The following is a 22,539-nucleotide window of genomic DNA, read 5'->3' as shown; positions in this document are numbered from 1 at the left end:
CAGGCTCTCACCGGCGCGTCACCGCTGATCCTGTTCTGTGATGACGCTCACGAGCTCTTGCCGGAGTTTCGTGAGGCCCCGGTGCGGCAACTGGAGTTTGCACCGCTGACAGCCGATATTCTCATCGCGGTGCTGCAAGCCTCTCACAGCGCCACCGGTCGCATTGACGAGGCCGCCACCCGTGCAGCCCTGCCGGATGAGGGCGCGCTGTCACAACTGGACATGGTGCAGCTGCTGCTGGCCCTGCGCGCATCAACCGCAAGGGACGTGGCCGCACAGATTGCGCAGATGGCCCAAACGGCCAAAGACGCCTCTTCATCGGCCACAGGTGGGCAGTCTCAAAGGTCAGGCGAAAGCGCTGGCGCGATCACAGATCAAATCGCAGCCCGGATCTCAGGCAACAGCCCTGCTCATGAGACGGCCCGCCGGATGGTGGCCGACCTCTGCGCATGGCAGGCAGGCGAGCTGGACTGGGCGGACTGCTCGCGTTCGCTTCTGCTCTATGGCGCACCTGGGACTGGCAAAACATGGCTTGCGCGATCGATGGGCGCGGCCGCAGATGTTCACTTCCTTCAGGCCAGCTTTGCAGAGTGGCAAGCCGCTGGCCCCCTGAACACCATGCTGGGCGCCATGGTCGAGAGCTTTGATAAAGCAATCAAGTCCGCGCCTTGCGTGGTATTCATCGACGAGATTGATGCTTGCGGATCGCGTCTGGACGGCAGCGCCCACAATCGCAACTACCGCACACAGGTCATCAACGGCTTTCTGGAGCAGATCGACCGGTTGATGCGCAGCGAAGGCGCGTTGCTCATTGGCGCCTGCAACTTCCCGGAGACACTTGATCCCGCCATTTTGCGTGACGGGCGCTTTGATCTCAAATGCGAGATGCCCCTGCCGGACCGGGCAACCATTCACGTCCTGCTGAGCCGGGGGCTTGGCGAAAGGCTCGCGCCTGACGAACTCGACGCACTCTCCACCGAGGCCACGGGCAAGACACCTGCCGAGCTGGATGCCGCGATCCGCGCCGCCAAATCCGACGCGCGTCATCTCGGCCTGTCTCTGGATGCAGCACTTCTGCGCAAGCATCTGCGCATTGATGCGGTCGACCCGAAGATTTTGCGCCGCATTGCGCTGCACGAAGCAGGACATACGCTGATGGCCCAACATCTTGCGCCAGGCAGTGTGCGCAAGATCACCCTCACACCAACGGGCGGCGAGACGCAGCGCGCGGCCCTTCCGGCAGCTCTGACCAAAGTCGACATTGAAGACGAACTCGCCACGCTTTTGGCGGGCCGTGCGGCCGAGCGCCTGGTTCTGGGCGATGCCTCCAACGGTGCGGGCGGTCCGCAAAACTCGGATCTGGCCCTGGCCACACGGCTTGCGCTGGATCTGGAGACCCGCCTGGGCCTCGGGGGCGAGGGTCTCACCCACACCGACGCCTCCGTGCCCCAACTGCTCACCGACCAAGCCCGCCGCTTGCGCGTCCACAAGCATCTGCAAAAAGCCGAAGCGCGCGCGATGGAATTCCTCAAAGCGAGGCAGGCTGATCTCAACGCACTGGCCGAAGAGCTTGTCGCAAAGCGCGAGGTCTCCGGTGAGGAGGCAAAGAGGATCTGTCATTGCGATGAAAGTTTCGTCGAATGACACAAACTTGCTCGACATCTAATCCGTGATAAACTGGTTACTGAAAAGGCAAACCAAGACCGATAAGGCGATGCGCAAAACATCCTGACATGACCAAATGGTACCTGCAATGGTACCTAAGGTTTCGAAACAAAGAAAAAGGGAAGTAATATGAGCACCTTAAGAAAAGGTAATGGCGGAGAGGAAGGGATTCGAACCCTCGAGACGGTTCCCCGCCTACACACTTTCCAGGCGTGCGCCTTCGACCACTCGGCCACCTCTCCGCCGGCGTCTATAGTGGAGATCATGGGGGGGGTGCAACCCCCAGATTGCGAGAAAATGAATGTTTTTTGACGCTTTGTGAAATCACAGGTTCAGCACGGGGGCGAGCGCCCTTGAAAACAAGGGTTCGCCTCAATCCAGAAGGATCGAGACCCGTCGATTGTCGCGGCCTTTTTTCTCGACCTTACCGAGGCGCAGGCGACCGATTTCCGATGTGCGGGCCACATGGGTACCACCGCAAGGTTGCAGATCGACCTGGTCCCGCCCCTGCCCGATCCGTATCAGCCGCACAGCCCCCTGCCCCATAGGCGGCATGACCGACATGGTTTTAATGATCGACGGATTGGCCAGAAGCGCCTCCTCCGAGATCCAGTCTTCGGACACGACGAGATCACGTTCGATCAGGGCATTGAGTTGCTCTTCCACCGCCAGCTTGTCGATGATCGGCTCCGGCATCCGGAAATCGAGCCGCCCGCGCTCCGCCCCGATTGAACCACCGGTCACGGGATAGGGCAACACCACAGACAGGAGATGCAGCCCCGTATGGATTCGCATATGGCCATGCCGGCGCATCCAGTCGAGCCGCTGCGTCACAACCGTGCCCACAGGCGGCAAATGGGCCGCTTCGGCGGGCACAAGGATGATCGCACCATGATCGCCCTTGACGGTCGTCGCGATGGTCAGGCCACCGCCCTCCCAATCCAGCTGCCCGTTGTCGCCAGGCTGGCCGCCGCCCGTGGGGTAAAAGATGGTGCGGTCCAGAACGATGCCGCCTTCAGGCGTATGGCGCAACACGGTGGCATCAGCCTCTTGCAAATAGGCGTCCTCACGAAACAGCATCTCGGTCATGTGCTGTCTCCGTCGGCCTCGCCATCCGGGCCGAAATCACTGTCGGTCAGCATCTGCCGCTCGGCAAGAGCACTGTCCGCATGCGGAGCCTCAGCGGCCTGCCTCTCCGACTGCGCGGCGGCGGAAGACACAGCGGCGGGCGTTTGCCCCGCGAGAGCTTCAGGATTCCGCAGCCAGATATCGCGTTGAGCAAAGGGAATTTCGATACCTTCTTCAGCAAAGCGTTTCGCAATCGCGTGGTTGATGTCGTTCTTCACCGCCATGATGTAGCTCACGTCACGCAGGATGGCCCGAATTTCAAACTCCAGCGCATCCGCGCCGAAGCTGAGGAACAAAACCTGCGGCGGCGGGTTCACGGCCACCATCGGTTGCGCTTCGGCAATCTCGCGCAGGATCGTCTCGACCTTGCGCGTGTCGGTCCCGTAGGCGACCCCGACCGGCACGATCACCCGTCCGATCAGATTGCCACGGGTGTAGTTCGTCACCTGATTGGAAATCAGATCGGCGTTGGGCACAATCAGATCGGTCTTGTCAAACGTCTCGACCCGCGTGGAGCGCACGGAAATATCGCGCACATAGCCCATCTGTCCGTTGCCCACATCAATCCAGTCGCCCTCGGAAATCGGGCGTTCGATCAGAAGGATGATGCCGGAGACAAAGTTCTGCACAATGTTCTGAAGACCAAAACCGATCCCGACAGAGAGCGCCCCTGCGACAATTGCCAGCGCCGACAGGTCGATCCCTGCGGCGGTCACAGCGACAATCACCGAAAGGAAAATCCCGAGATAGCCCGCCCCTGCCACAAGTGCATTCTGCCCGCCTTTGTCGAGCTTGGTTTTGGGCAGGATTGCGGTGCGCAAGGCGGCTTTGAACAGACGCGTCAGGCCGAGACCGATCATAAAGACGACAATGAGCAATAGCAGATCACCCACCGAAATCTGCACACCGCCCAGAGAATAGCCCTCGCGCATCTGCGCCCAGATTTCCCACAGCGTTTCCTCGCGCACGCCCCAGATCAGAGCGAAGACCGGCAAGGCCGCAATCATAAGCAGCAAAGACAAAAGCACGGGGACCAGAGGTTCGCCCTCGTCCTCTCGCTTGCGGGTCATCAAGGCATAGAGATCATGCACAAGGCGGGACAGGACCACCAGAATGCCCATCAGCGCCAGAGAGCGCACCAAGGGGAACACGATCCCCAAAGCGGCGGACATATAGCCGACCGCCCCCAGAGCCAGCGCCACGACACTGCCCAGCAACACGACCCGCGACACGGTGCGGATGATCAGCGACGCAAACCCCGGATCGAGGTCCACCTCCCCCGTCTCGTCAACGAACTGCGGTTGCGCCGACACCATAATCCGCGCCAGACGGAACAGCGCAGCCGCCGTCACAGCCATCAGAACGAAGGAGAGAACAGCGATGGTGGCCTCGGAATAGCCGTCAATCTCCGCCAGAACCGTCAGGCCGCTCTCCAGCGCCAGCATCACCCCCGCAAGGGTGGCCATGCCGGTGGCTTCAACGCGGCGCGCGGTGGGGAGTTCGAAAAGAGCACCGTTCGGACCTGTCTGATAGAGCAGACGCCCGATCAGCCAACGTGACACGAAATAAGCCACCCCGATCCGCGGCAGCGTCATAAAGATCGCCTCCCCGCGCGCGCCCAGAAGACCGGAAACCATAGCGGCCTCGGTGATGGCCATAAGCCCTAGCAGCGGAACGACGATCTGGCTCAGCGACGCAAGAAACCCCGTCACCCCCTGTCCGGCAGCCCCTCGGACACGCTGACGCATAAATCCGGTCATTTTCTCAGACCAGTAGCGCCCGCGAAACACCAGAATAATGGCAATCACCAGATAGAACACCAGCGTCGCCGCATTGGATTTGAGCCTTGCCTGACCGGTCTCGGAAGCCGCATTGGCGCTGATGCTCGCCCATGCTTCAACGCCGGTCTTACTCAGCGCAGACAAGGCCGCTGGCCAGAGTTTGGGGTTGAGAGGCGTCGGTCCCAAAGCCATCAAAGCGTCGGCCTGACGGGCGCTCAAGGTGCTGTCGATTTCGGCAATCAGACCGTTGGCGCGGCTATAGGCCTCTTCGGCGGTTTTGACCGGAGCTTCGAGATCTTCAAGCTGTGTGGTCAGATCCTCGCGCCGCTGCGCAATCTCGTCGCTTTCGCTTTCCCCCTCAGCCGGCGCAGGACCAAGCGCATCGATCTGCCCCTCAAGCGTGTCGATCCGGCTGGCGTTGGTATCTTGTGCAGACAGGAAGCTCTCGCGCCAGATCACGAGCGTATCACGCAGGTCTTCCAGATCGGCGCTGGTCGTGTCCTCTTCGGAGATTTCCGTTTCGGCCTCAGAGGCTACGCTCTCCCATTCCGTATAGTCCGGCGTAGGCGTGTCCTGCCCCACCGCAGCAAGCGGCAGAACAAGACAGAGAATCAGGAAAATGCGGCTCAGAAGGCGTGTGATCATACACCTTCATATACGTCAGGCAGGTCGCGCGGTCCACGGGTCAGCCATTCCGGCACCGGCAGATTTTTCTCCGCAAGGAATTCGGGATTGAAGAGTTTCGACTGATAGCGCGTGCCGTAATCGCACAGCACCGTGACAATCGTATGTCCCTGCCCCATTTCACGCGCCATGCGCATGGCTCCGGCCACATTGATGCCCGACGACCCGCCGACGCAAAGCCCCTCATGCTCCAGAAGATCGAAGACAACGGGAAGCGCCTCTTCATCCGGAATCTGGTAGGCGAAATCGGGGGTGAAGCCTTCGAGGTTGGCGGTGATCCGTCCCTGCCCGATCCCCTCAGTGATCGAGCCGCCCTCGGATTTCAGTTCACCGGTCTTGTAGTAGCTATATAGCGCCGCACCCATCGGGTCCGCGAGACCGATCTTGACACCTTTCGGCTGCAAGGCCAGCCCGACACCCGCAAAGGTCCCGCCCGACCCGACCGCACAGATGAACCCATCCACCTTGCCGCCGGTTTGTTCCCAGATCTCGGGCCCTGTGGTTTCGATATGCGCCTGACGGTTCGCCGTGTTGTCGAACTGGTTGGCCCAGATCACACCGTTTGGTTCGGTTTGTGCAAGTTCTTTGGCCAGACGTTCGGAATAACGAACATAATTGTTCGGATTTTTATAGGGTGCAGCAGGCACTTGCACCAGTTCCGCCCCCGCCAGACGGATCATGTCTTTCTTTTCCTGAGATTGCGTCTCGGGGATCACAATCACCGTGCGAAACCCCAGCGCCGATCCGACGAGCGCCAGACCGATGCCCGTGTTGCCCGCCGTGCCCTCGACAATTGTGCCGCCGGGTTTGAGCGTGCCCTTTTTCAAAGCATCCTGAATGATGAACAAGGCCGCGCGGTCCTTGACCGATTGGCCGGGGTTCATAAATTCCGCCTTGCCATAAATATCACAGCCCGTCGCCTCCGACGGCCCTTTGAGGCGAATAAGGGGCGTGTTGCCAATGCTGTCGATCATATCACGTTTCAGGGGGCTGGGCGCAGACATAGTGGGAGTCCTTTTTATCTCGCAGTCTATGAATGTTTAGGACGCACATCCCGCAAGCTCAAGGCTGGGCCAGAAAGAGAGGGATATTGTCCCAACATTTCACTAAAGTCCAGAACGAGCGTTTTGTTTGAGAGCTCAGACAACGAGTATTTTCGCCATCAGAAAACCCCGAAAACCGCTACCTCAAGCCTCTCGTGGAGTGAGGCGTAGCCATATCCCGTCTTTGGATCGAACGGTCAAATGCGCCACGGGCACCGGAGTTTTCTCTGCGACGGTCTCGATACGGAAGGCCCGCAAGATCAGCGCAAGAAACAGAACGCCCTCAACCATAGCAAATCCCGCCCCCGTGCAGACGCGCGGGCCGGTGGAAAACGGGATAAAGGCGTCGCGCAGACATGTCTTGCCATTCTCGGTCTTGAACCGGTCGGGATCAAACTCGTCGGGACGTTCCCAGAAAATCTCGTGCCGCCCGAGATGCCACGGAGACAGCACGATCTGCGCACCTTTGGGCACATCGCGCGCACGGAACCGAACCGGACATTTGGCTTCGCGCACCATCATCGGCACGGGAGGATAGAGCCGGAGCGCCTCCCTGAACACGTCCTTGATAAAACGAAGTTTCGAGATATCGGAGAAAGCCGGTTCTGACGGAAGTTCCAGCGCCTCTTGTGCGGCACGCGCTTGCACCTCCGGATTGGCGGCCAGCAGCCAGAGCGCCCACCCCAGTGCAGTGGCCGAGGTTTCGTGGCCCGCAAGAAAAAAGATTGCCACCTGATCGACCATCTCCTGTGTGCTGAACCGCTCGCCGGTTTGTGGATCGGTGGTGGTCATGATCTTGGTTGCCAGATCATCAGGCGCCCTGCCCGCCTCGATCTCGGCCATGCGTTTGGCGGTCAGATCAGTGATGAGCTTGCGGATCGCCCTCGCCCCGTCCCGTGTGCGCTTGCGGTGGAAGCGCGGCAGCCATTTCGGCAACGGGATAAAGGCGGCGATATTGAGAATAGGCTGGGCGCGCTGATAGCCTTGGAACTCCTCAAAGACTTTTGCCGCCGTGTCATGGGTGATCGGGATCGAGAAAAGCGTGCGGAAGATCACATCGGCCGCGCCTTCGGAGGCATAGGGTTCGATGTCGAAAGCACCGTCCTGTTCCGCAAGCCGCGCAACCAACTGCTCTCCTGCGGCCCGCATCGCCGGAAAGGTATCTTTCAGCCTCCCGCCTTCAAAGGCCGGATCAATGATGCGGCGCTGTCTTTGCCATGTCTCGCCATTGGTGAGAAACACGCTATCGCCCAACAAGGGCCGCAAGCCTTCGGCTACGCGGCCCGATTTGGGGAAATTCATCGGATCTTCATTGAGCACACGTTTCACAAGCGAGGGCTGATTGACCAGAAAGCTGCGGAAAAACGGCGTTTTATATTCGGCCATCCACGCACGATAGAGTTTCGCAGGTTGGGCCGAAAGGATGTCCTTGCGAAACAGTTTGACGTAGTTGCGCAGACTGGTTTTCTCGGGCCGCGGTGTCGGCTTCGGAGGGATCATAACGCCATATCCTTAAATTTATTGGCCGGGACATCGATCCGGCTCGGGCTGGGCATGTGCGTCTGATAGCGGGAAGCCAGTGTTGCACCACCGGCTGTAATTTTGAAATAGTCATATTCTGCGGGCTGATCGAAGGCGCAGAGATATTGGAAATGCAGCCGGAAGAACCGCCGTTTAAGCGTGGCCTGTTTTTTTGGGCTGAGCGTCTGCGTAAAGGCCGCCGAGATCACCAAGGGCCATTTCTGATCATTGGGTGCGACGCCGGACACCTTGACCGGATCGCACAATGCAAAGGAACACGGGTCCCCCGGCGCGGTGACATCAAGCCAGAACACCTCCTCGCGCGCCGACAGAAAGGCCAGATCACGGCGCAGGACTTTGGCTTCCGGCAGGAACGATACCATTGGCACGACTTGGCCAAGCGTCAGAAAGGACAAGGCCGGCCCTGTTGCCGGCACCTCCCCCGCACGGATTAAATCCGCAAGGATAGAGATGCCCAAATGCGCGCCGGAGCTGTGTCCGATGAGCAGCACCTCGTCCCAGTCCTCGCGCAGTGCCTTTGCCAATTCGTCGCGAAATTCCGCCATGCGTGTATCGAGAACCGGAGGATTCGCCCCGCGCCAACGCGCCGAGAACCCGTAGTCATGCATCAGGTAATAGGCGAATACCTTGCCGTCTTGCGACTTGAACCAGCGCAAGAGCGCAGCACCGGAAACAAGCCCCAGCGCTAAACCGATCCAATGCCCCCACAAACCGAACAATCCGCCCAGAGCCGTCACAGCCCAAACCAGCAGGCAGGCAAGGAGCAATTGCAGCAGCAGCACGCCAATCGGGTAAAGCGCGGCAATCACAGGCCCGCGCCGGAGTTTCATCAAGCGAAACAGCGCACCTGTAGACATATACATCCATGCGGTGCGCAAAAGGACGAGGTAGGTGCGGAAAATCCCCGCCTCCATGCTCTCCTGCACAATGTCGGACCAGACCAGCACGTCAATCTCGCTGTGGGTCTTGGTCCCGTCAATATCCGCCTCAACCGACCAGCCGAAATTGCGACCCTTTTTGGGGGAAAGGCTGAGGGAATAGCCGGAAATGTCGGCCTGTGCCGCGCCTTCCTTGCGATAGAGCTCGCGGTAGCGGCGCGGCGGAATTGGATCATAGCCGGGGATGTAAAACACCCGACGCCTTTTGACCTGCCCAACACACTCGACCATGACGAAAACCTTCAACGTTTCCATCACCCTAACGCGAGTTTGAGGCAAATTTAAGCCCTAAAGCCTATGGCTCGGATGTTTCGGGAACAGGTGGACTTACCCGCCCACTCAGCCAAGCTGGCTCAGAGCAGGGAAGGTTTCCAACAGCCAGTAGGACAGCCGTGAAAACGCGCCTGTGACCATCAACAGGCCCACAAGCAAAAGAAGCCCGCCCATGACCTTCTCAATCAGCCCCATATGACGTTTGAGACGGTTCATCAGCCCCACCGCACGGGTGATAAAGATCGCAGACAGCAGAAACGGCAGGCCAAGCCCGATGGCATAGGTCGCCAAAAGCGTGGTTCCGCGCGACACGGAGGCTTCGGATGCGGCCATAGAGAGAATCGCGCCAAGCTGCGGCCCGATGCAGGGCGTCCAGCCAAAGGCAAAGGCCAGCCCCAGGACATAGGCGCCCAAGGCCGTGCCCCCCTTATCCCCCGCATCAATCCGCGCCTCACGGTCGAGGATCGGAATGCGGAAAACTGACAGGAAATGCAGTCCCAGAATGATGATCACGACACCGGAAATCCGAGAGAACAGTATCTGGTTTTTCAGAAAAAACATCCCGAATGCCGAGGCGGTGAACCCCATGAAGAGAAACACGGTGGACAGGCCCAGCACAAACAGAAGCGCGGGCACAATGGCCTTGCGCGAGGCTTTGCCCCCACCGGTCAGCTCGCCCATGGAAATCCCGGACATATAGGCCAGATAGGGCGGCACGATGGGCAGGACGCAAGGGCTAAGAAACGACACCATCCCCGCCGCAAGTGCGACAAGCATGGAGGGCAGAAGCGTGGCGTCAAAGAGATCAATTCCAAACATATTCATGCTCATGCCACAGGAAATCGTCCCTGCCTAGCGTCGAGACTGTCGCATCCCCTCACATTTGCGTTGGGCACCGTTTCAATCCCCCTCTGCCACGCCAAAACCGGCATGATGACCGGAACGAAAAACGGCCGGGGACAAACCCGGCCGCGTTTCAATCTCATGTCAAACTTATATCAAAGCGCCTTAACGGCTCCACCAGCCGCGACGTTTGGGCTTCGTAGGCGCGGGCTTTGCCTCGGCTTCCGGTTCGGATTTCACCACCGGATCATCCTCCCCGACCGATGCCGCAACCGTTTCCGCCGGAGCGGGCTCTGTTGAGGCGGCCTCTGTCGGAGCGGGCTCAGCCACAGAGGCAACTGCAGGTTCGGACACAGGCTCAGCGATCACCTCTGCTGGGGCTTCGGCTGGAGCCTCGGCAACCGCGGGCGCGGCCTCTTCAACCGCAGGCGCAGCCTCAGTGTTCGCCGCATCAACCGCTGCCGCTTTCTCCGCCTCAGCCGCAGCTTTGTCCGCTTCGATCTGCGCCTTGGTCCGGCGTTTGCGGCGGGGCTTCGGCTTTTCGGCTGCCTCGTCCTCTTTCGGGGCTTCTTCCGTCACAGTCTCGGTTGCGCCCTCGGACGTTTCCGTGACTTTCTTGCGACGGGTGCGGGTCCGCTTGGGCTTTTCTACCGTTTCTTCCGGCTTGGCCTCAACGGCCTTCACTTCATCACTTGTCTCGGCATTTGCCTCGGTCGCGTCCGCAGCCTCGGCCTTCTTGCGGCGGGTGCGGGTGCGTTTCTTCGGCGTTTTGACTTCGTCCGTTTCAGCCGGAGCTTCTTCGGATGTCTCCGCCGACGCCTCTACAGCCGCGCCTTCAGAAGCCTCAGCATCAGTTGCTTCGGCCCCGTCCGTCTCTTTGGACTCGCCCGAAGTTTCACCGTTGGACTCGGAGCGGGATTCGCCGTTCTCGTCCCGCGACTTCCGCCGACGACGCCGACGACGGCGCTTTTTCGGCTTCTGTTCCTCTTCCGCCTCGTCCGCAACAACCGGAGCCTCGACGACCTCGGCCTGTGCTTCTTCCTCTTCTTCCGGCTCTTCGTAATCCGACATCATATCCGCAGAGGCGGAAATCACAGTCGCACTTACTTCCGGCACCACACGGGTGGCGGTTTTGAACCGTTCGATGGTGAAGTCCGGCGAGATCAGGAAGGGATCGGCCTCGACACGGATCGCCATGCCATAGCGCGCTTCGATCTGGGCGATCTTTTCACGCTTCATGTTCATAAGGTAGTTCACAATGGCCACGGGCGCTTTCAAAAGCACCTCGCGGGACCGCTTGCGGGTGCCCTCTTCTTCTAGCTGGCGCAGAATCGTGAGCGCCATATTGTCGTCGGAGCGGATCAGCCCCGTGCCGTGACAATGCGGGCACGGCTGGGTCGTTGCTTCCAGCATACCCGGACGCAAACGTTGACGCGACATTTCCAACAGGCCGAAACCGGAGATGCGACCCACCTGAATACGTGCACGGTCGGTTTTGAGCTTGTCTTTCAGACGTTTCTCGACCGCCGTATTGTTACGGCGCTCTTCCATGTCGATGAAGTCGATGACGATGAGACCGGCCAAGTCGCGCAGACGCGCCTGACGGGCCACTTCTTCGGCGGCTTCAAGGTTGGTCTTGAGCGCGGTTTCCTCGATCGAGCCTTCTTTCGTGGCGCGACCCGAGTTCACGTCCACCGCGACAAGCGCCTCGGTCACGTCGATCACGATGTAACCGCCAGATTTGAGCTGCACAGTCGGGTTGAACATGCCCGCAAGGTAACTTTCCACCTGATAGCGCGCGAAAAGCGGCAACTGGTCGGCGTAATGTTTCACGTTCTTGGCATGGGACGGCATGATCATTTTCATGAAGTCCTTGGCCTCGCGATACCCCGCTTCGCCTTCAACAAAGACCTCGTCGATGTCCTTGTTATACAGGTCACGGATCGAGCGTTTGATCAGATCGCCCTCTTCGTAGATCATCGCGGGCGCGACCGATTTCAGGGTCAACTCGCGGATCTGTTCCCACATCCGTTTGAGATAATCGTAATCACGTTTGATCTCGGTCTTGGTGCGCTGCGCGCCCGCCGTGCGGACGATCAGGCCAGCGCCTTGCGGCACTTCAAGCTCGCCTGCGATCTCTTTGAGTTTCTTGCGGTCTGCGGCATTGGTGATCTTGCGCGAAATACCGCCGCCACGGGCGGTGTTCGGCATCAGCACACAGTAACGACCGGCCAGCGACAAGTAAGTGGTCAGAGCCGCGCCCTTGTTGCCGCGCTCTTCTTTCACAACCTGCACCAGCATGACCTGACGCACTTTGACGACTTCCTGAATTTTATAACGGCGCGGACGCGGCTTGCGTTTCGGGCGCACTTCTTCGTCCGTATCATCGTCCGCAACGCTTTCGATGCTGTCATCACGCTCTGACGCCGTTTCCGCATCATCGTCGGACCCTTGTTCGTCTTCATCGTCAGAAGCCTCGTCGGCGTCATCAGAGGAAACATCTTCCGCGCTGTCACCAGCCTCTTCGGCAGGTGCGGCTTCGGAAACGGGCTCTTCAACCGGTGCGGCGTCGGCGGTCTCGTCTTCGGCGGGTTCTTCGACCGGCGTCTCGTGAACGGTAAAGGCGGGCGATGTGCCCTCTTCTACCGCACCTGTCGCATCACCATCGGCGATCAGCGCATCGGCATCCGAGGCTTCCGGCTCGATCACATCCATACCGGAGACCGCGGGAGCATCGGCTTCGCCGTCTGTTTCCGGCAGAGCGACATCCTTGGTCTCCACAGCATCATCGCTCTTGACCTCTTCGGCCTTGGAGCGCGAACGCGAGCGGCGGCGACGGGAGCGTTTGGGTTTTTCTTCTTCCTCTTCCTGTGCTTTCGCATAGGCCATTTCTTCGGCCAGAAGCGCCTCGCGGTCCGCGACAGGAATCTGGTAATAATCCGGATGGATTTCGGAGAACGCAAGGAACCCGTGGCGATTGCCGCCGTAATCCACAAAAGCCGCCTGAAGCGACGGTTCGACGCGCGTTACTTTTGCGAGATAGATGTTGCCAGCAAGCTGGCGTTTGTTTTCAGATTCAAAATCGAATTCCTCGACCTTGTTTCCGTCCACCACCACAACCCGGGTTTCTTCCGCGTGGGTGGCGTCGATGAGCATTTTCTTTGCCATTGAGTTTGTCTTTCGGCACCCGGCGCAGCCGCACCTCCCCTGAAGGGCGTGCGGGACTGGATCGGGTGATATATTGGGGCGAGCGGTCCGGCAGAGGCAACGGTCGCAAGAAAACGGTGAGCAAAAGCTCCCGTTATTGCGTTTCTTCGTGCCTGTGCGCGTTGCATCGCGTTTCTTCTCCGGCGCATCACACGGTTCTTTGCCGTATCTGCGCCCATTTAAATCCCACGAGCCTTTAGGGCATTCGGGGCGGTTCGTGCCGAGGTTTTGTCATACCATTCGGCGGTATCGGTCTGCCCTGCGGGTGGTGTCGATGCGGTTCGTCGATCATTCTCGCGATCCCCGGACGTCCAGCGCACGCATGCAGCGAATCTTTTTACGCGGTTTCCGAGGGGCGGGAATGCCGTCACACGGACCTGCGTCTTTCTATCAGTAGTGACCAAAACCCTTCAACACAACCTACTAAAGCGATTTTCGTGCAATCGGGCACAGGATCGACCCTGCTTGCCGCAAAAATGCATGAATATCGCACAGATGTGAAATCCGGCGTGACGCCCGTTTTGCAAGACATCGCGACGGCCCGATGGTCACTCCGGCCATAAACGCAGACGCTTCGGGCCACATTTGACCCGAAGCACCCGGCTTTATAGGCATCATAGGTGCGGAAAGGTTAAGATTTGCTCACCACGCGCCACGTCCGACACTCAGAGATAGTCCGAGCGCTGCAATCCGTATTTCGCCATTTTCTCGTTCAGCGTCCGGCGCGGCAAGCACAGCTCGTCCATGACATTGACGATCGAGCCTTTGTGCCGCCGCATGGTGTTGTCGATCAACATACGCTCAAAGGCTTCGACATATTCCTTCAACGGTTTGCCTTCGGTCGTCATGGTCTGCTGTTCCGGCGCATCGGATTCCGAGAGCAACAGCGAGGTGATCGAGCCGGAGCCACGACGGCTTTGCAACACGGAGCGTTCGGCCACATTGATCAACTGGCGAATATTGCCCGGCCAAGGCGCCTGCAACAGTTGTGCGGCCTCCTGTGCGGACACTTCCGGCGCTTCGCAGCCGTATTCCTCAGCGAATTGCTGGCTGAGTTGTGTGAAGAGCAAGAGGATGTCCTCGCCCCGCGCGCGCAGCGGCGGCGTTGTTATTTTCATCGCCGCGAGACGGAAGTAGAGATCGGGCCGCAGTGCGCTCTCGCAGGTCCGCCCCTGTTCCTGCAGATTGCAGATCGCGATGATGCGTGTTTCGGGCGGGGTGCCCTGTTCGTCGATCCACTTCAAAAGCCGTGCCTGCAAGGTCATCGGCATGGCCTCGATGTCTTCCAACACCAAGGTGCCGCCGCGGGCCTCTTCGATCAGCGGCTGGATTTGCCCATCCGGGTCCGGCCCGAACAACCGCCGCGTCAGATCGGCCTCGTCACGCCCTGCGCAAGCGAAGGTGATGAATTTCTTCGAGGCCCGCGTCCCCACTGCATGAAGCGCATGGGCGACAAGGGTCTTGCCCGTGCCGGTCTCGCCGTCAATCAGGACATGGCCATCGGCCTGCCCCAGATCGAGGATGTCCTCCCGCAGCCGCTCCATCACAGGACTCGCGCCGATCAGCTTGTTCATAATGCCCGTGCCATCGGACAGTTCACGCCGCAAAGCGCGGTTGTCGAGCGTCAGGCGGCGCGCATTGGTGGCTTTCTTCGCCAGTTCCGTCATCCGGTCGGGGTTGAAGGGCTTTTCCAGAAAATCGAAAGCACCGATCCGCATGGCCTCCACCGCCATAGGCACGTCGCCATGTCCGGTGATCATAATCACCGGCAGACCGCTGTCCGTGCTCATCAGCTTTTTGAGAAACTGCATCCCGTCCATGCCGGGCATCTTGATGTCCGTGATGACAACCCCCGGATAATCCGGCCCAAGCGATTTGACCGCCTCTTCCGCGCTCGAAAAGGTTTCCGTGTCAAAGCCTGAAAGCGCCAGCCACTGGCTGATCGATTGGCGCATATCCTGTTCGTCATCGACGATCGCGATTTTCATTGCCGTCGCCATGGTCATTTCCTCTTTCTCCGGCCTTATGGCCTGTATCTTACTCATTTATGCTCGGGTTTGCACGTTCAGGGTCCATGCCCCTCCGGCGATCTCATTCCGCCGCGTGCTGTGCCTCACGCGACAATGGCAGCACCATCTCGAAAGCCGCACCGCCCGTAGGCCGGTTGCGCGCCATGAGACGCCCGCCCAATTCGGTCACAATCCCCGACGAGATCGCAAGCCCAAGCCCGACCCCGTCGCCCGGTGCCTTGGTGGTGTAGAAAGGCTCGAACAAAGTGTCGAGGTCTTCGATCCCCGTGCCATTGTCACGCACGGTCACACTTGCTTGCGTGCCGCCCAGAACGCCACCGGTGACAAGAATTTCGATCTGTGGCTCCTCCGAAGATTTGCTCGCATCAAAGGCGTTGCGCAACAGATTCACCAACACCTGCTCAAGGCGCACACGGTCGCCATCCACCATCACCGGCTCCGGCGGCAGGCTACGGATGATTTCCACCGAGCCTTGCCGGAATTGCGGCTCCATCATGGAAAGCGCCGAGGCCACGCAGTCGCGCAGATCGATTTCCTGCAACTCGTCCGACCCTTTGCGGGCGTAGGATTTCAACTGTTTGGTGATCGCGCCCATGCGCTCGATCAGATCATCAATCCGCCCGAAAGACGCCAGCGCCTCCTCAGAGCGTTTCCGCTGGATCAAAAGCCGCGCGCCGGCGAGATAGGTCTTCATGGCGGCCAGAGGCTGGTTCAATTCATGGCTCACGGCGGCAGACATCTCCCCCAGAACCGCAAGTTTCGACGATTGCGCCAGCGTTTGCTCGGCGACCTCCAGATTTTTCTCCGCTCGTTTCCGCTCGGCAATCTCACGTTGCAAAGCCGCGTTCAACTGGCGCAGTTCCGCGCTTTCTCGCTGGAACAATCCCGCGCGCGAAACTGCACGACGCGAGGTCATATAGAACGCGCCGGACAAGAGAATGGCAAAGCCCATGATCTCAAGCGCCAAAAAACCGTTCACCCGCTCGCGCACCGAGGAATAGGTCGTGAAGGACGTCATGCGCCAGCCACGAAACGGTATCCGGCTTTCCAGACGCATCACCGCCTCGCCTCCCAGATAGGTATCACCGGGATCCGGCGACCAATCGGTCGTCAGTTGAAACGCACGTTCAATAGCCGTGGGTGCATCGCGTGTGGCCAGCGCCTCGACCTCCGATTTAGAGCGCCAGCGCGGCTCGGTCGAAAGGATGATGTTGCCTTCGGAGTTTACGACGATCACCGCATCCGAAATTCCGGCCCAGCTTTTCTCGAACTTGGCGAGATCGACCTTGACCACGATCACCCCCGCCAGAGCGCTATTGACATCGATCCGGCGTGAGTAGCTGAATTCATAGGCCCCGTTGTCAAGCTGGAGCGCCTTGAAAATCGTATCATTGGAACGCAGCGCATCAACGAAATTCGGAGACTGGCGGTTGTTCGCCCCCAAAAGTGCGCGATCCGTGGCTGCAACCACCCGCCCTGTTTCATCCAGAAGCGTGATGCCCGCCGCGCCGATCTCGTCGACATATGAAATCAGGTGCTGGGAGGTTTGCTGGAAATCATTCGAGGTGAGCGCTCCGACCAGAACCGGATCCCGCGACAACAGCGTCGGCACGATGGAATTGCGCTGCAACTCGCTCATCAGGTTGCCCGCGTACAGCGCCTGACGCACTTCGGCGCGATTGCGGGTCTGTGTGGTGTAGCGTTCGGTCAGAAGCAGATTGGAGACCCAGACAACGCCGAAGGCCACGAGGACAAAGCCGACAAGGGCCATCCGCCCGGTCCAGCCCATGGTGCGGGATTGGCCCAATTCTTTATTGCCCCCGATAGTATCGCGATCACTCATAACAGGAGCTTATGCTTTGCCCGACACGGGCTGCAAGGGGAAGCCATGCCTGCCGGACCCCATAGGGGCCTTGGCAGCGGGATGTTTGAGCAAATTCTTGCCGGAAACAGGTTATTTAGGCGGAAACCACCGCATCAAGCAGCGAGGTGAAGAAGAGCTTGCCATCTTCATTGCCATGCTGCGGTTCGGCTGCGCGTTCCGGATGCGGCATCATGCCAAGCACGCGACGGTTCTCGGAAACGATGCCTGCAATGTCCCGCTTCGACCCGTTCGGGTTGTCGAGATAGCGAAATGCCACACGGCCCTCGCCTTCGAGCATGTCGAGCGTGCTTTCATCGGCGGTATAATTGCCGTCATGGTGTGCAATCGGAATGCCGATATGCTGGCCCTGCGTATAGGCAGAGGTATAGGGACTGTCTGTGATCTCAACCGCCAGAGGGGTGGTTTTACAAATGTATTTCAGCCCCGCATTGCGCAAAAGCGCACCGGGCAAAAGCCGCGCTTCGGTCAGAACCTGAAACCCGTTGCAGATACCAAAAGCATACCCGCCGCGCTCCACATGCGCCTTCAGTGCATTGGTGATCGGAGAATTGGCCGCAATCGCACCGCAGCGCAGATAATCCCCATAGGAAAACCCGCCCGGAACGCCGACCACATCAACACCTTGCGGCAGTTCGGCATCCTTGTGCCAGACCATGCTCACATCCGCGCCCGCATTTTTCAGCGCCATATACATATCGCGGTCACAGTTGGAACCGGGGAATTGCAGAACGGCGGCTTTCATCGGCGGGCCTCCTTGGGAGATGGGGGTAAATGCAAGTTGCCAGCCTGATAGGCTGCACGGCGCGTTCACGCAAGCCCATTAAAGACTTTCGCACTGAAGTTGAAACACAAGTTGATTGTCATAGCGCCATCCCTTCAAAGCCTTATCCCGCATCCCGCGACAACCTAGGCTTCAAGCATCTTCCTGAAATTCCGCCCCCTTCCACATCAAAATTGCAGGCCACCAAGGTGCGACCTCCCCATTAATAGCGAGTTAACCATTTGTAAGCTTATGATAGGTTCAACTCAGAAGGGTGTCATTAATCACCCCAACACCAGAGAGCTGTATGGAGACACAATTTGACGGTCCAAGCGCGTATTATAGATAACCAAAGCCTTATATTTCTCCGCTTTACCGGCGCACAAACGACCGCATCGGTGGAAAAAGATATTCAGGAACTCAGAAGTCTTTTCGGATTTCGCCCGGACATCCCCGAACTGGTCGATCTCTCGGACATCACCGAAGACTATATCGACTACAACGGCATGCGTCGCCTTGCCCGCATCGTAAATGACCAAACCCGCGACAGCGCCTTCAAAAAACGCATCGCTCTCTACGCCCCGCATGAAAGCACTTTTGGCTCGGCGCGCATGTTCTCGACCCTCACGGAACTCGAAGCCGGCAATACAGTCAGCCAAGCCTTCCACACCCCCGAAGAAGCGCTCGCATGGCTTGGACGGTCAGAAACCCGCTTTGAAGACCTGCCGGACTACAATCTGATTGCAGCCGAATAAGCGACCAGCCTCACAATCCGGACGCATGAAAAAGCCGCCCCGAAAGGAGCGGCTTCATGTCTTGTCACAATCCGGAGTGGATCAGAGAATTTCGATCCGGTAGCTTTCGATCACCGTATTGGCCAGAAGCTTTTCGCACATATCCTTGATCGTCTCTTCAGAAGTGCCATCGGCCAAGTCCAGCATGATCACCTTGCCCTGACGGACCTCGTTGACGCCCTCGAACCCGAGCGCACCGAGCGCGTGTTGCACGGCGGCGCCTTGGGGGTCCAGAACACCGGTTTTCAGCATGACATCGATGCGGGCTTTCATGGGGCTATCCTCTCAGGGTCATCAAAAGGGAGTCGTCAATGGGTCAGTTGATCAGCGTCGGCTTGTCGCCGATGGGACCGTTGGTGGGCAGAACGCCGAGGCGGCGCGCCACTTCCGTATAGGCATCGGTCAGGGAACCGAGGTCGCGGCGGAACACGTCTTTATCGAGCTTCTGCCCGCTTTCGATGTCCCAGAGGCGACAGCTGTCGGGGCTGATTTCGTCGGCCACGATCAGCCGCATGAAATCACCGTCCCAGACACGGCCAATCTCGATTTTGAAGTCGATGAGCTTGATCCCGACGCCATACATCACACCAGACATATAGTCGTTCACCCGCAGCGCCAGCGCCACGATGTCATCGAGATCCTGCTGGGAAGCCCAGCCGAAAGCGATGATATATTCTTCAGGCACCAGCGGATCACCGAGGGCGTCGTCCTTGTAGGAGAACTCGATGATCGGACGCGGCAGGCGCAGCCCTTCCTCAAGTCCCAGACGTTTCGCCATGGAACCTGCGGCGTAATTGCGCACGATCACTTCAAGCGGCACGATCTCGCACTGGCGGATCAACTGCTCGCGCATGTTGAGGCGTTTGATGAAGTGGTTCGGAATACCCAGAGAGGTGAGACCCGTCATGAAAAATTCGGAAAGCCGGTTGTTCAGAACACCCTTGCCTTCGATCACATCCCGTTTCTCGGCGTTGAACGCGGTGGCGTCATCTTTGAAATATTGCACCAAAGTGCCCGGTTCGGGGCCCTCGTAAAGTGTCTTCGCCTTACCTTCGTAGATTTTCTTGCGGCGCGCCATAGGGCCTCCAAAAGCTAATGGGGCCGGGAATCAACACGACCGGCCACTTCAGACCCGCTCTTTAGGGCATGCGCGCCACGCCCGCAAGTTCAGAGCCTCTCTCATAAGGCCGCTTGTGCGACATACCTGCGAAATAGCTGCGGAAACTGCGGATTTTTGACCGAAATATTGATTTACATCCTTGTCCCCCCCATGTCTGGCGGGCATAATCCGCACAAAGGTTTTTTAAGTAGGAGGAGCCTGCCATGACCACCTTCGACGAACGTGAATCCGCGTTTGAAAACAAATACGCTCATGACGCCGAGGCTCAGTTCCGCATGGAAGCCCGCGCCAACAAAAAACTCGCCATCTGGGCTGCCGACAAACTCGGCAAATCCACGGGCGAGCTGGACGACTACATCAAGGACGTCATGCGGGCCGACATGAAAGAGGCCGGCTTTGAAGACGTGCTTGCCAAAGTCTCCGACGATCTGGGTGACTCTGTAAGCCTTGCGCAACTGCGCGAACTTTACACAGGCTTTCTGAGCGAGGCGAAAGCTGAACTGGCCGAAAGCTAAGGCGTTTTTTGGCCGGTCGTCCGGCAATGGTTTGACCAAAGCCCTGCTCTGACGGATTGCCACACAGAACACAGTCATAAGGCCCGCATATCCTGTGCGGGCCTTCTTTTCAGGACGGATGCCCCGATGCCGCCCTACCCGATGTGCTCGCACAGCGCTCTGGGCTACCGGAGCGAAAGACCAGAACACAGGGAGGTCACAGATGAAACTCCGCTCTCATGACAACATCCTGAGCGACTTGCTCTCCTCCCGTGACTGGCTTTTGGCCGACGGGGCCACAGGGACAGAACTCTTCAAGATGGGGCTGGAACCCGGCACCGCGCCCGAACTCTGGAACACCGATCAGCCCGACAAAATCGCCAGCCTCTATCAAAACGCCATTGAAGCCGGTTGTGATATTTTCCTCACCAACAGTTTCGGAGGAACATCCGCACGGCTCAAACTCTGCGATGCCGATGATCGCGTCTTCGAACTCAACCACGCCGCCGCACGCATCGCACGTCAGGTCGCTGACGCCGCAGGTCGTCCGGTGGTGGTCGCAGGGGCAATGGGGCCTACCGGCGAAATCCTGCAACCGATTGGGCGGCTGTCCTATGACGATGCCTTCGGGATGTTTCTGGAACAGGCGCAAGGCCTTAAATCGGGCGGGGTCGATCTCGTCTGGATCGAAACCATGTCCTCTTTCGAGGAATACACCGCCGCCGCTGAAGCCGCAGTTCAGACCGGTCTGCCTTGGGTCGGCACCATGAGTTTCGAGTCGGCGGGGCGTACGATGATGGGGATCACCCCGTCCCAACTGGCCCACAAGGTCGAGGGCATGGTCCACCCGCCGCTGGCCTACGGCGCGAACTGCGGTGTCGGAGCCGCCGAAATGGTGCGCAGTGTGCTCGACTTTGCCGCTCAGGGTCTGGATCGCCCCATCATTGCCAAGGCCAGCGCCGGTCTGCCGCAAGAGGTTGACGGGCAACTGCGCTACCTTCTCACCCCAGCCATGATGGCTGAATACGCCTGCCTTGCCCGCGACGCGGGGGCGCGGATTATCGGCGGCTGCTGCGGCACGACGCCTGCGCATCTCAAAGCCATGAAATCCGCGCTGGAAACCCGACCACCCGGTCCTCGCCCGACACTGGAACAGGTGGTTGCCGCCCTCGGATCTTTCTCTCCTGAAGAAGACGACTGAGCCCCGCCCTCGCGCCAAGCGGCTCAGAACAGACTCAACTGGTCCCCAACCTTGGGCGGCACCGCAAACAGGTCGCAACGCAGCCGAGGCCCTGAGCGAGATAGTCCCGTGCGGTTCAGGGCAATGTCGAAGCGCTTGGCCATAAGCTCCGCCCATTCACCCTCACCCTGCATCCGCGTGCCGAAGTTGCTGTCATTGGCCTTGCCGCCACGCAGTTCGCGCACACGGTTCATCACACGCGCCGCACGCTCCGGCACATGGGTTTCAAGCCAATCCTCGAACAGAGACGCGACCTCCAGAGGCAAGCGCAGCATAATATAGGAAGCAGCTCTGGCCCCGTGGCTGGCCGCCGCCGACAGGATCGCCTCAAGCTCGTGATCTGTGAGCGCGGGAATCACCGGCGCAACCATGACACGCACGGGGATACCCGCGTCACTGAGCGCCCGCATGGTTTTCAACCGCCGCGCAGGCACAGGTGCGCGTGGCTCCAGCTGACGAGAAAGCCGAGAGCCGAGCGTGGTGACGGAAACTCCCACCTGCACCAAGCCCTTGGCCGCCATCGGGCGCAAAATATCGATGTCCCGCTCAATCAGCGTGCCCTTGGTCACGATGGTCACCGGATGGTTATGGGCAGAAAGCACCTCCAGAATACTGCGCATGATCCGGTCTCGCGCCTCGATCGGCTGATAGGGATCCGTGTTGGTGCCCAGTGCAATCGGAGCCACATCGTAGCTTTTGGCCGCAAGTTCACGGCCCAAGACCTCTGCCGCGCCCAGTTTACGGGTCAGGCGGGTCTCGAAATCCAGCCCCGGCGACAGGCCGAGATAGGCATGGCTTGGGCGGGCGAAACAATAGGAGCACCCGTGTTCGCAACCTCGATAGGGATTGATGGAGCGGTCGAACGGCACATCGGGACTGTCGTTGCGGGTGATGATCTTACGTGGGCGTTCGTCCACTGTGGTGGTGCCTGCGACACGCTGCTCCACCTCACTGTCCCAACCGTCGATAAAGGTTTCGCGCGCCAGACGCTCGAACCGGCCCGCAGCATTGGACGTGCTCCCCCGCGCTTTGGGCACGAGGCCAAGCGGCAGGGTTTCGGAAAAGAAAGTGGATTCGCGGCTCATGCCGCAAAACTAGAACAAAATAAGAAC

The 22,539-nt window shown here is 59.2% G+C and carries 17 protein-coding genes and 1 tRNA gene; 4 read left to right on the top strand and 14 right to left on the bottom strand.

The window, feature by feature from the left end:
- A partial coding sequence (locus BM152_RS12675; protein WP_074914255.1) for an AAA family ATPase occupies positions 1-1,644 on the top strand: 1,644 nt, incomplete at its 5' end.
- Between the two features lie 173 nt (positions 1,645-1,817).
- Here BM152_RS12675 and BM152_RS12670 read toward each other — a convergent pair.
- From BM152_RS12670 to purQ, 11 genes are all read right to left on the bottom strand, one after another.
- A tRNA-Ser gene (locus BM152_RS12670) sits at positions 1,818-1,907 on the bottom strand.
- Between the two features lie 130 nt (positions 1,908-2,037).
- Positions 2,038-2,754, bottom strand: coding sequence for an alanyl-tRNA editing protein (locus tag BM152_RS12665; RefSeq protein WP_066604764.1), 717 nt, complete (start codon positions 2,752-2,754; stop codon positions 2,038-2,040).
- Entirely contained in the window at positions 2,751-5,219 is a 2,469-nt protein-coding gene (locus tag BM152_RS12660; RefSeq protein ID WP_066604767.1) for a DUF3772 domain-containing protein, read from the bottom strand. The genes BM152_RS12665 and BM152_RS12660 overlap by 4 nt, the downstream gene beginning before the upstream one ends.
- Positions 5,216-6,262: a cysteine synthase A gene (locus BM152_RS12655; RefSeq protein ID WP_066604769.1), complete on the bottom strand. Its 1,047-nt coding sequence runs from the start codon at positions 6,260-6,262 to the stop codon at positions 5,216-5,218. Before BM152_RS12655 ends, BM152_RS12660 begins: the two co-directional genes overlap by 4 nt.
- A 183-nt stretch (positions 6,263-6,445) precedes the next feature.
- On the bottom strand, positions 6,446-7,801 hold the full coding sequence (locus tag BM152_RS12650; RefSeq protein WP_066604771.1) for a cytochrome P450: 1,356 nt from the start codon (positions 7,799-7,801) through the stop codon (positions 6,446-6,448).
- Entirely contained in the window at positions 7,798-9,012 is a 1,215-nt protein-coding gene (locus tag BM152_RS12645) for a hypothetical protein (RefSeq protein WP_066605024.1), read from the bottom strand. Before BM152_RS12645 ends, BM152_RS12650 begins: the two co-directional genes overlap by 4 nt.
- A 108-nt stretch (positions 9,013-9,120) precedes the next feature.
- Positions 9,121-9,873 carry a cytochrome c biogenesis CcdA family protein gene (locus tag BM152_RS12640; protein ID WP_066605029.1) on the bottom strand — a complete coding sequence of 251 codons (753 nt, stop codon included), beginning with the start codon at positions 9,871-9,873 and terminating at the stop codon, positions 9,121-9,123.
- Between the two features lie 189 nt (positions 9,874-10,062).
- Entirely contained in the window at positions 10,063-13,065 is a 3,003-nt protein-coding gene (locus tag BM152_RS12635; RefSeq protein ID WP_066604774.1) for an Rne/Rng family ribonuclease, read from the bottom strand.
- A gap of 704 nt (positions 13,066-13,769) precedes the next feature.
- Positions 13,770-15,104 carry a sigma-54-dependent transcriptional regulator gene (locus BM152_RS12630; RefSeq protein ID WP_066604776.1) on the bottom strand — a complete coding sequence of 445 codons (1,335 nt, stop codon included), beginning with the start codon at positions 15,102-15,104 and terminating at the stop codon, positions 13,770-13,772.
- Between the two features lie 91 nt (positions 15,105-15,195).
- Positions 15,196-16,977, bottom strand: coding sequence for a sensor histidine kinase (locus BM152_RS12625; protein ID WP_066604778.1), 1,782 nt, complete (start codon positions 16,975-16,977; stop codon positions 15,196-15,198).
- Between the two features lie 115 nt (positions 16,978-17,092).
- Entirely contained in the window at positions 17,093-17,761 is a 669-nt protein-coding gene (purQ, locus tag BM152_RS12620) for a phosphoribosylformylglycinamidine synthase subunit PurQ (protein WP_066604780.1), read from the bottom strand.
- Between the two features lie 416 nt (positions 17,762-18,177).
- Between purQ and BM152_RS12615 the strand changes: the two genes are divergently transcribed.
- Positions 18,178-18,534, top strand: a complete 357-nt coding sequence (locus BM152_RS12615; protein WP_066604782.1) for a hypothetical protein — start codon at positions 18,178-18,180, stop codon at positions 18,532-18,534.
- 81 nt (positions 18,535-18,615) lie between these two features.
- Here the strand turns inward: BM152_RS12615 and purS are convergent, their stop codons facing one another.
- Both purS and purC read right to left on the bottom strand, forming a co-directional pair.
- Positions 18,616-18,846, bottom strand: a complete 231-nt coding sequence (purS, locus tag BM152_RS12610; protein ID WP_066604784.1) for a phosphoribosylformylglycinamidine synthase subunit PurS — start codon at positions 18,844-18,846, stop codon at positions 18,616-18,618.
- 43 nt (positions 18,847-18,889) lie between these two features.
- Positions 18,890-19,651 (bottom strand): phosphoribosylaminoimidazolesuccinocarboxamide synthase, encoded by a 762-nt coding sequence (purC, locus tag BM152_RS12605; RefSeq protein WP_066604788.1) that lies wholly within the window; start codon positions 19,649-19,651, stop codon positions 18,890-18,892.
- Between the two features lie 245 nt (positions 19,652-19,896).
- Between purC and BM152_RS12600 the strand changes: the two genes are divergently transcribed.
- Together BM152_RS12600 and bmt are read left to right on the top strand one after the other, a co-directional pair.
- Entirely contained in the window at positions 19,897-20,208 is a 312-nt protein-coding gene (locus tag BM152_RS12600) for a DUF1476 domain-containing protein (protein ID WP_066604791.1), read from the top strand.
- A 202-nt stretch (positions 20,209-20,410) separates the two neighbouring features.
- A complete protein-coding gene (gene bmt / locus BM152_RS12595) occupies positions 20,411-21,388 on the top strand; it encodes a betaine--homocysteine S-methyltransferase (RefSeq protein WP_066604794.1) in 978 nt (325 codons plus the stop codon).
- Between the two features lie 23 nt (positions 21,389-21,411).
- Here bmt and BM152_RS12590 read toward each other — a convergent pair whose 3' ends face one another.
- On the bottom strand, positions 21,412-22,512 hold the full coding sequence (locus BM152_RS12590; RefSeq protein ID WP_066604796.1) for a PA0069 family radical SAM protein: 1,101 nt from the start codon (positions 22,510-22,512) through the stop codon (positions 21,412-21,414).
- Positions 22,513-22,539 lie beyond the last annotated feature (27 nt).

It is taken from the genome of Celeribacter halophilus (assembly GCF_900114135.1).
GTDB classification, from domain to species: Bacteria; Pseudomonadota; Alphaproteobacteria; order Rhodobacterales; family Rhodobacteraceae; genus Celeribacter; species Celeribacter halophilus.
This window is presented reverse-complemented; position numbering and strand designations above follow the sequence as displayed.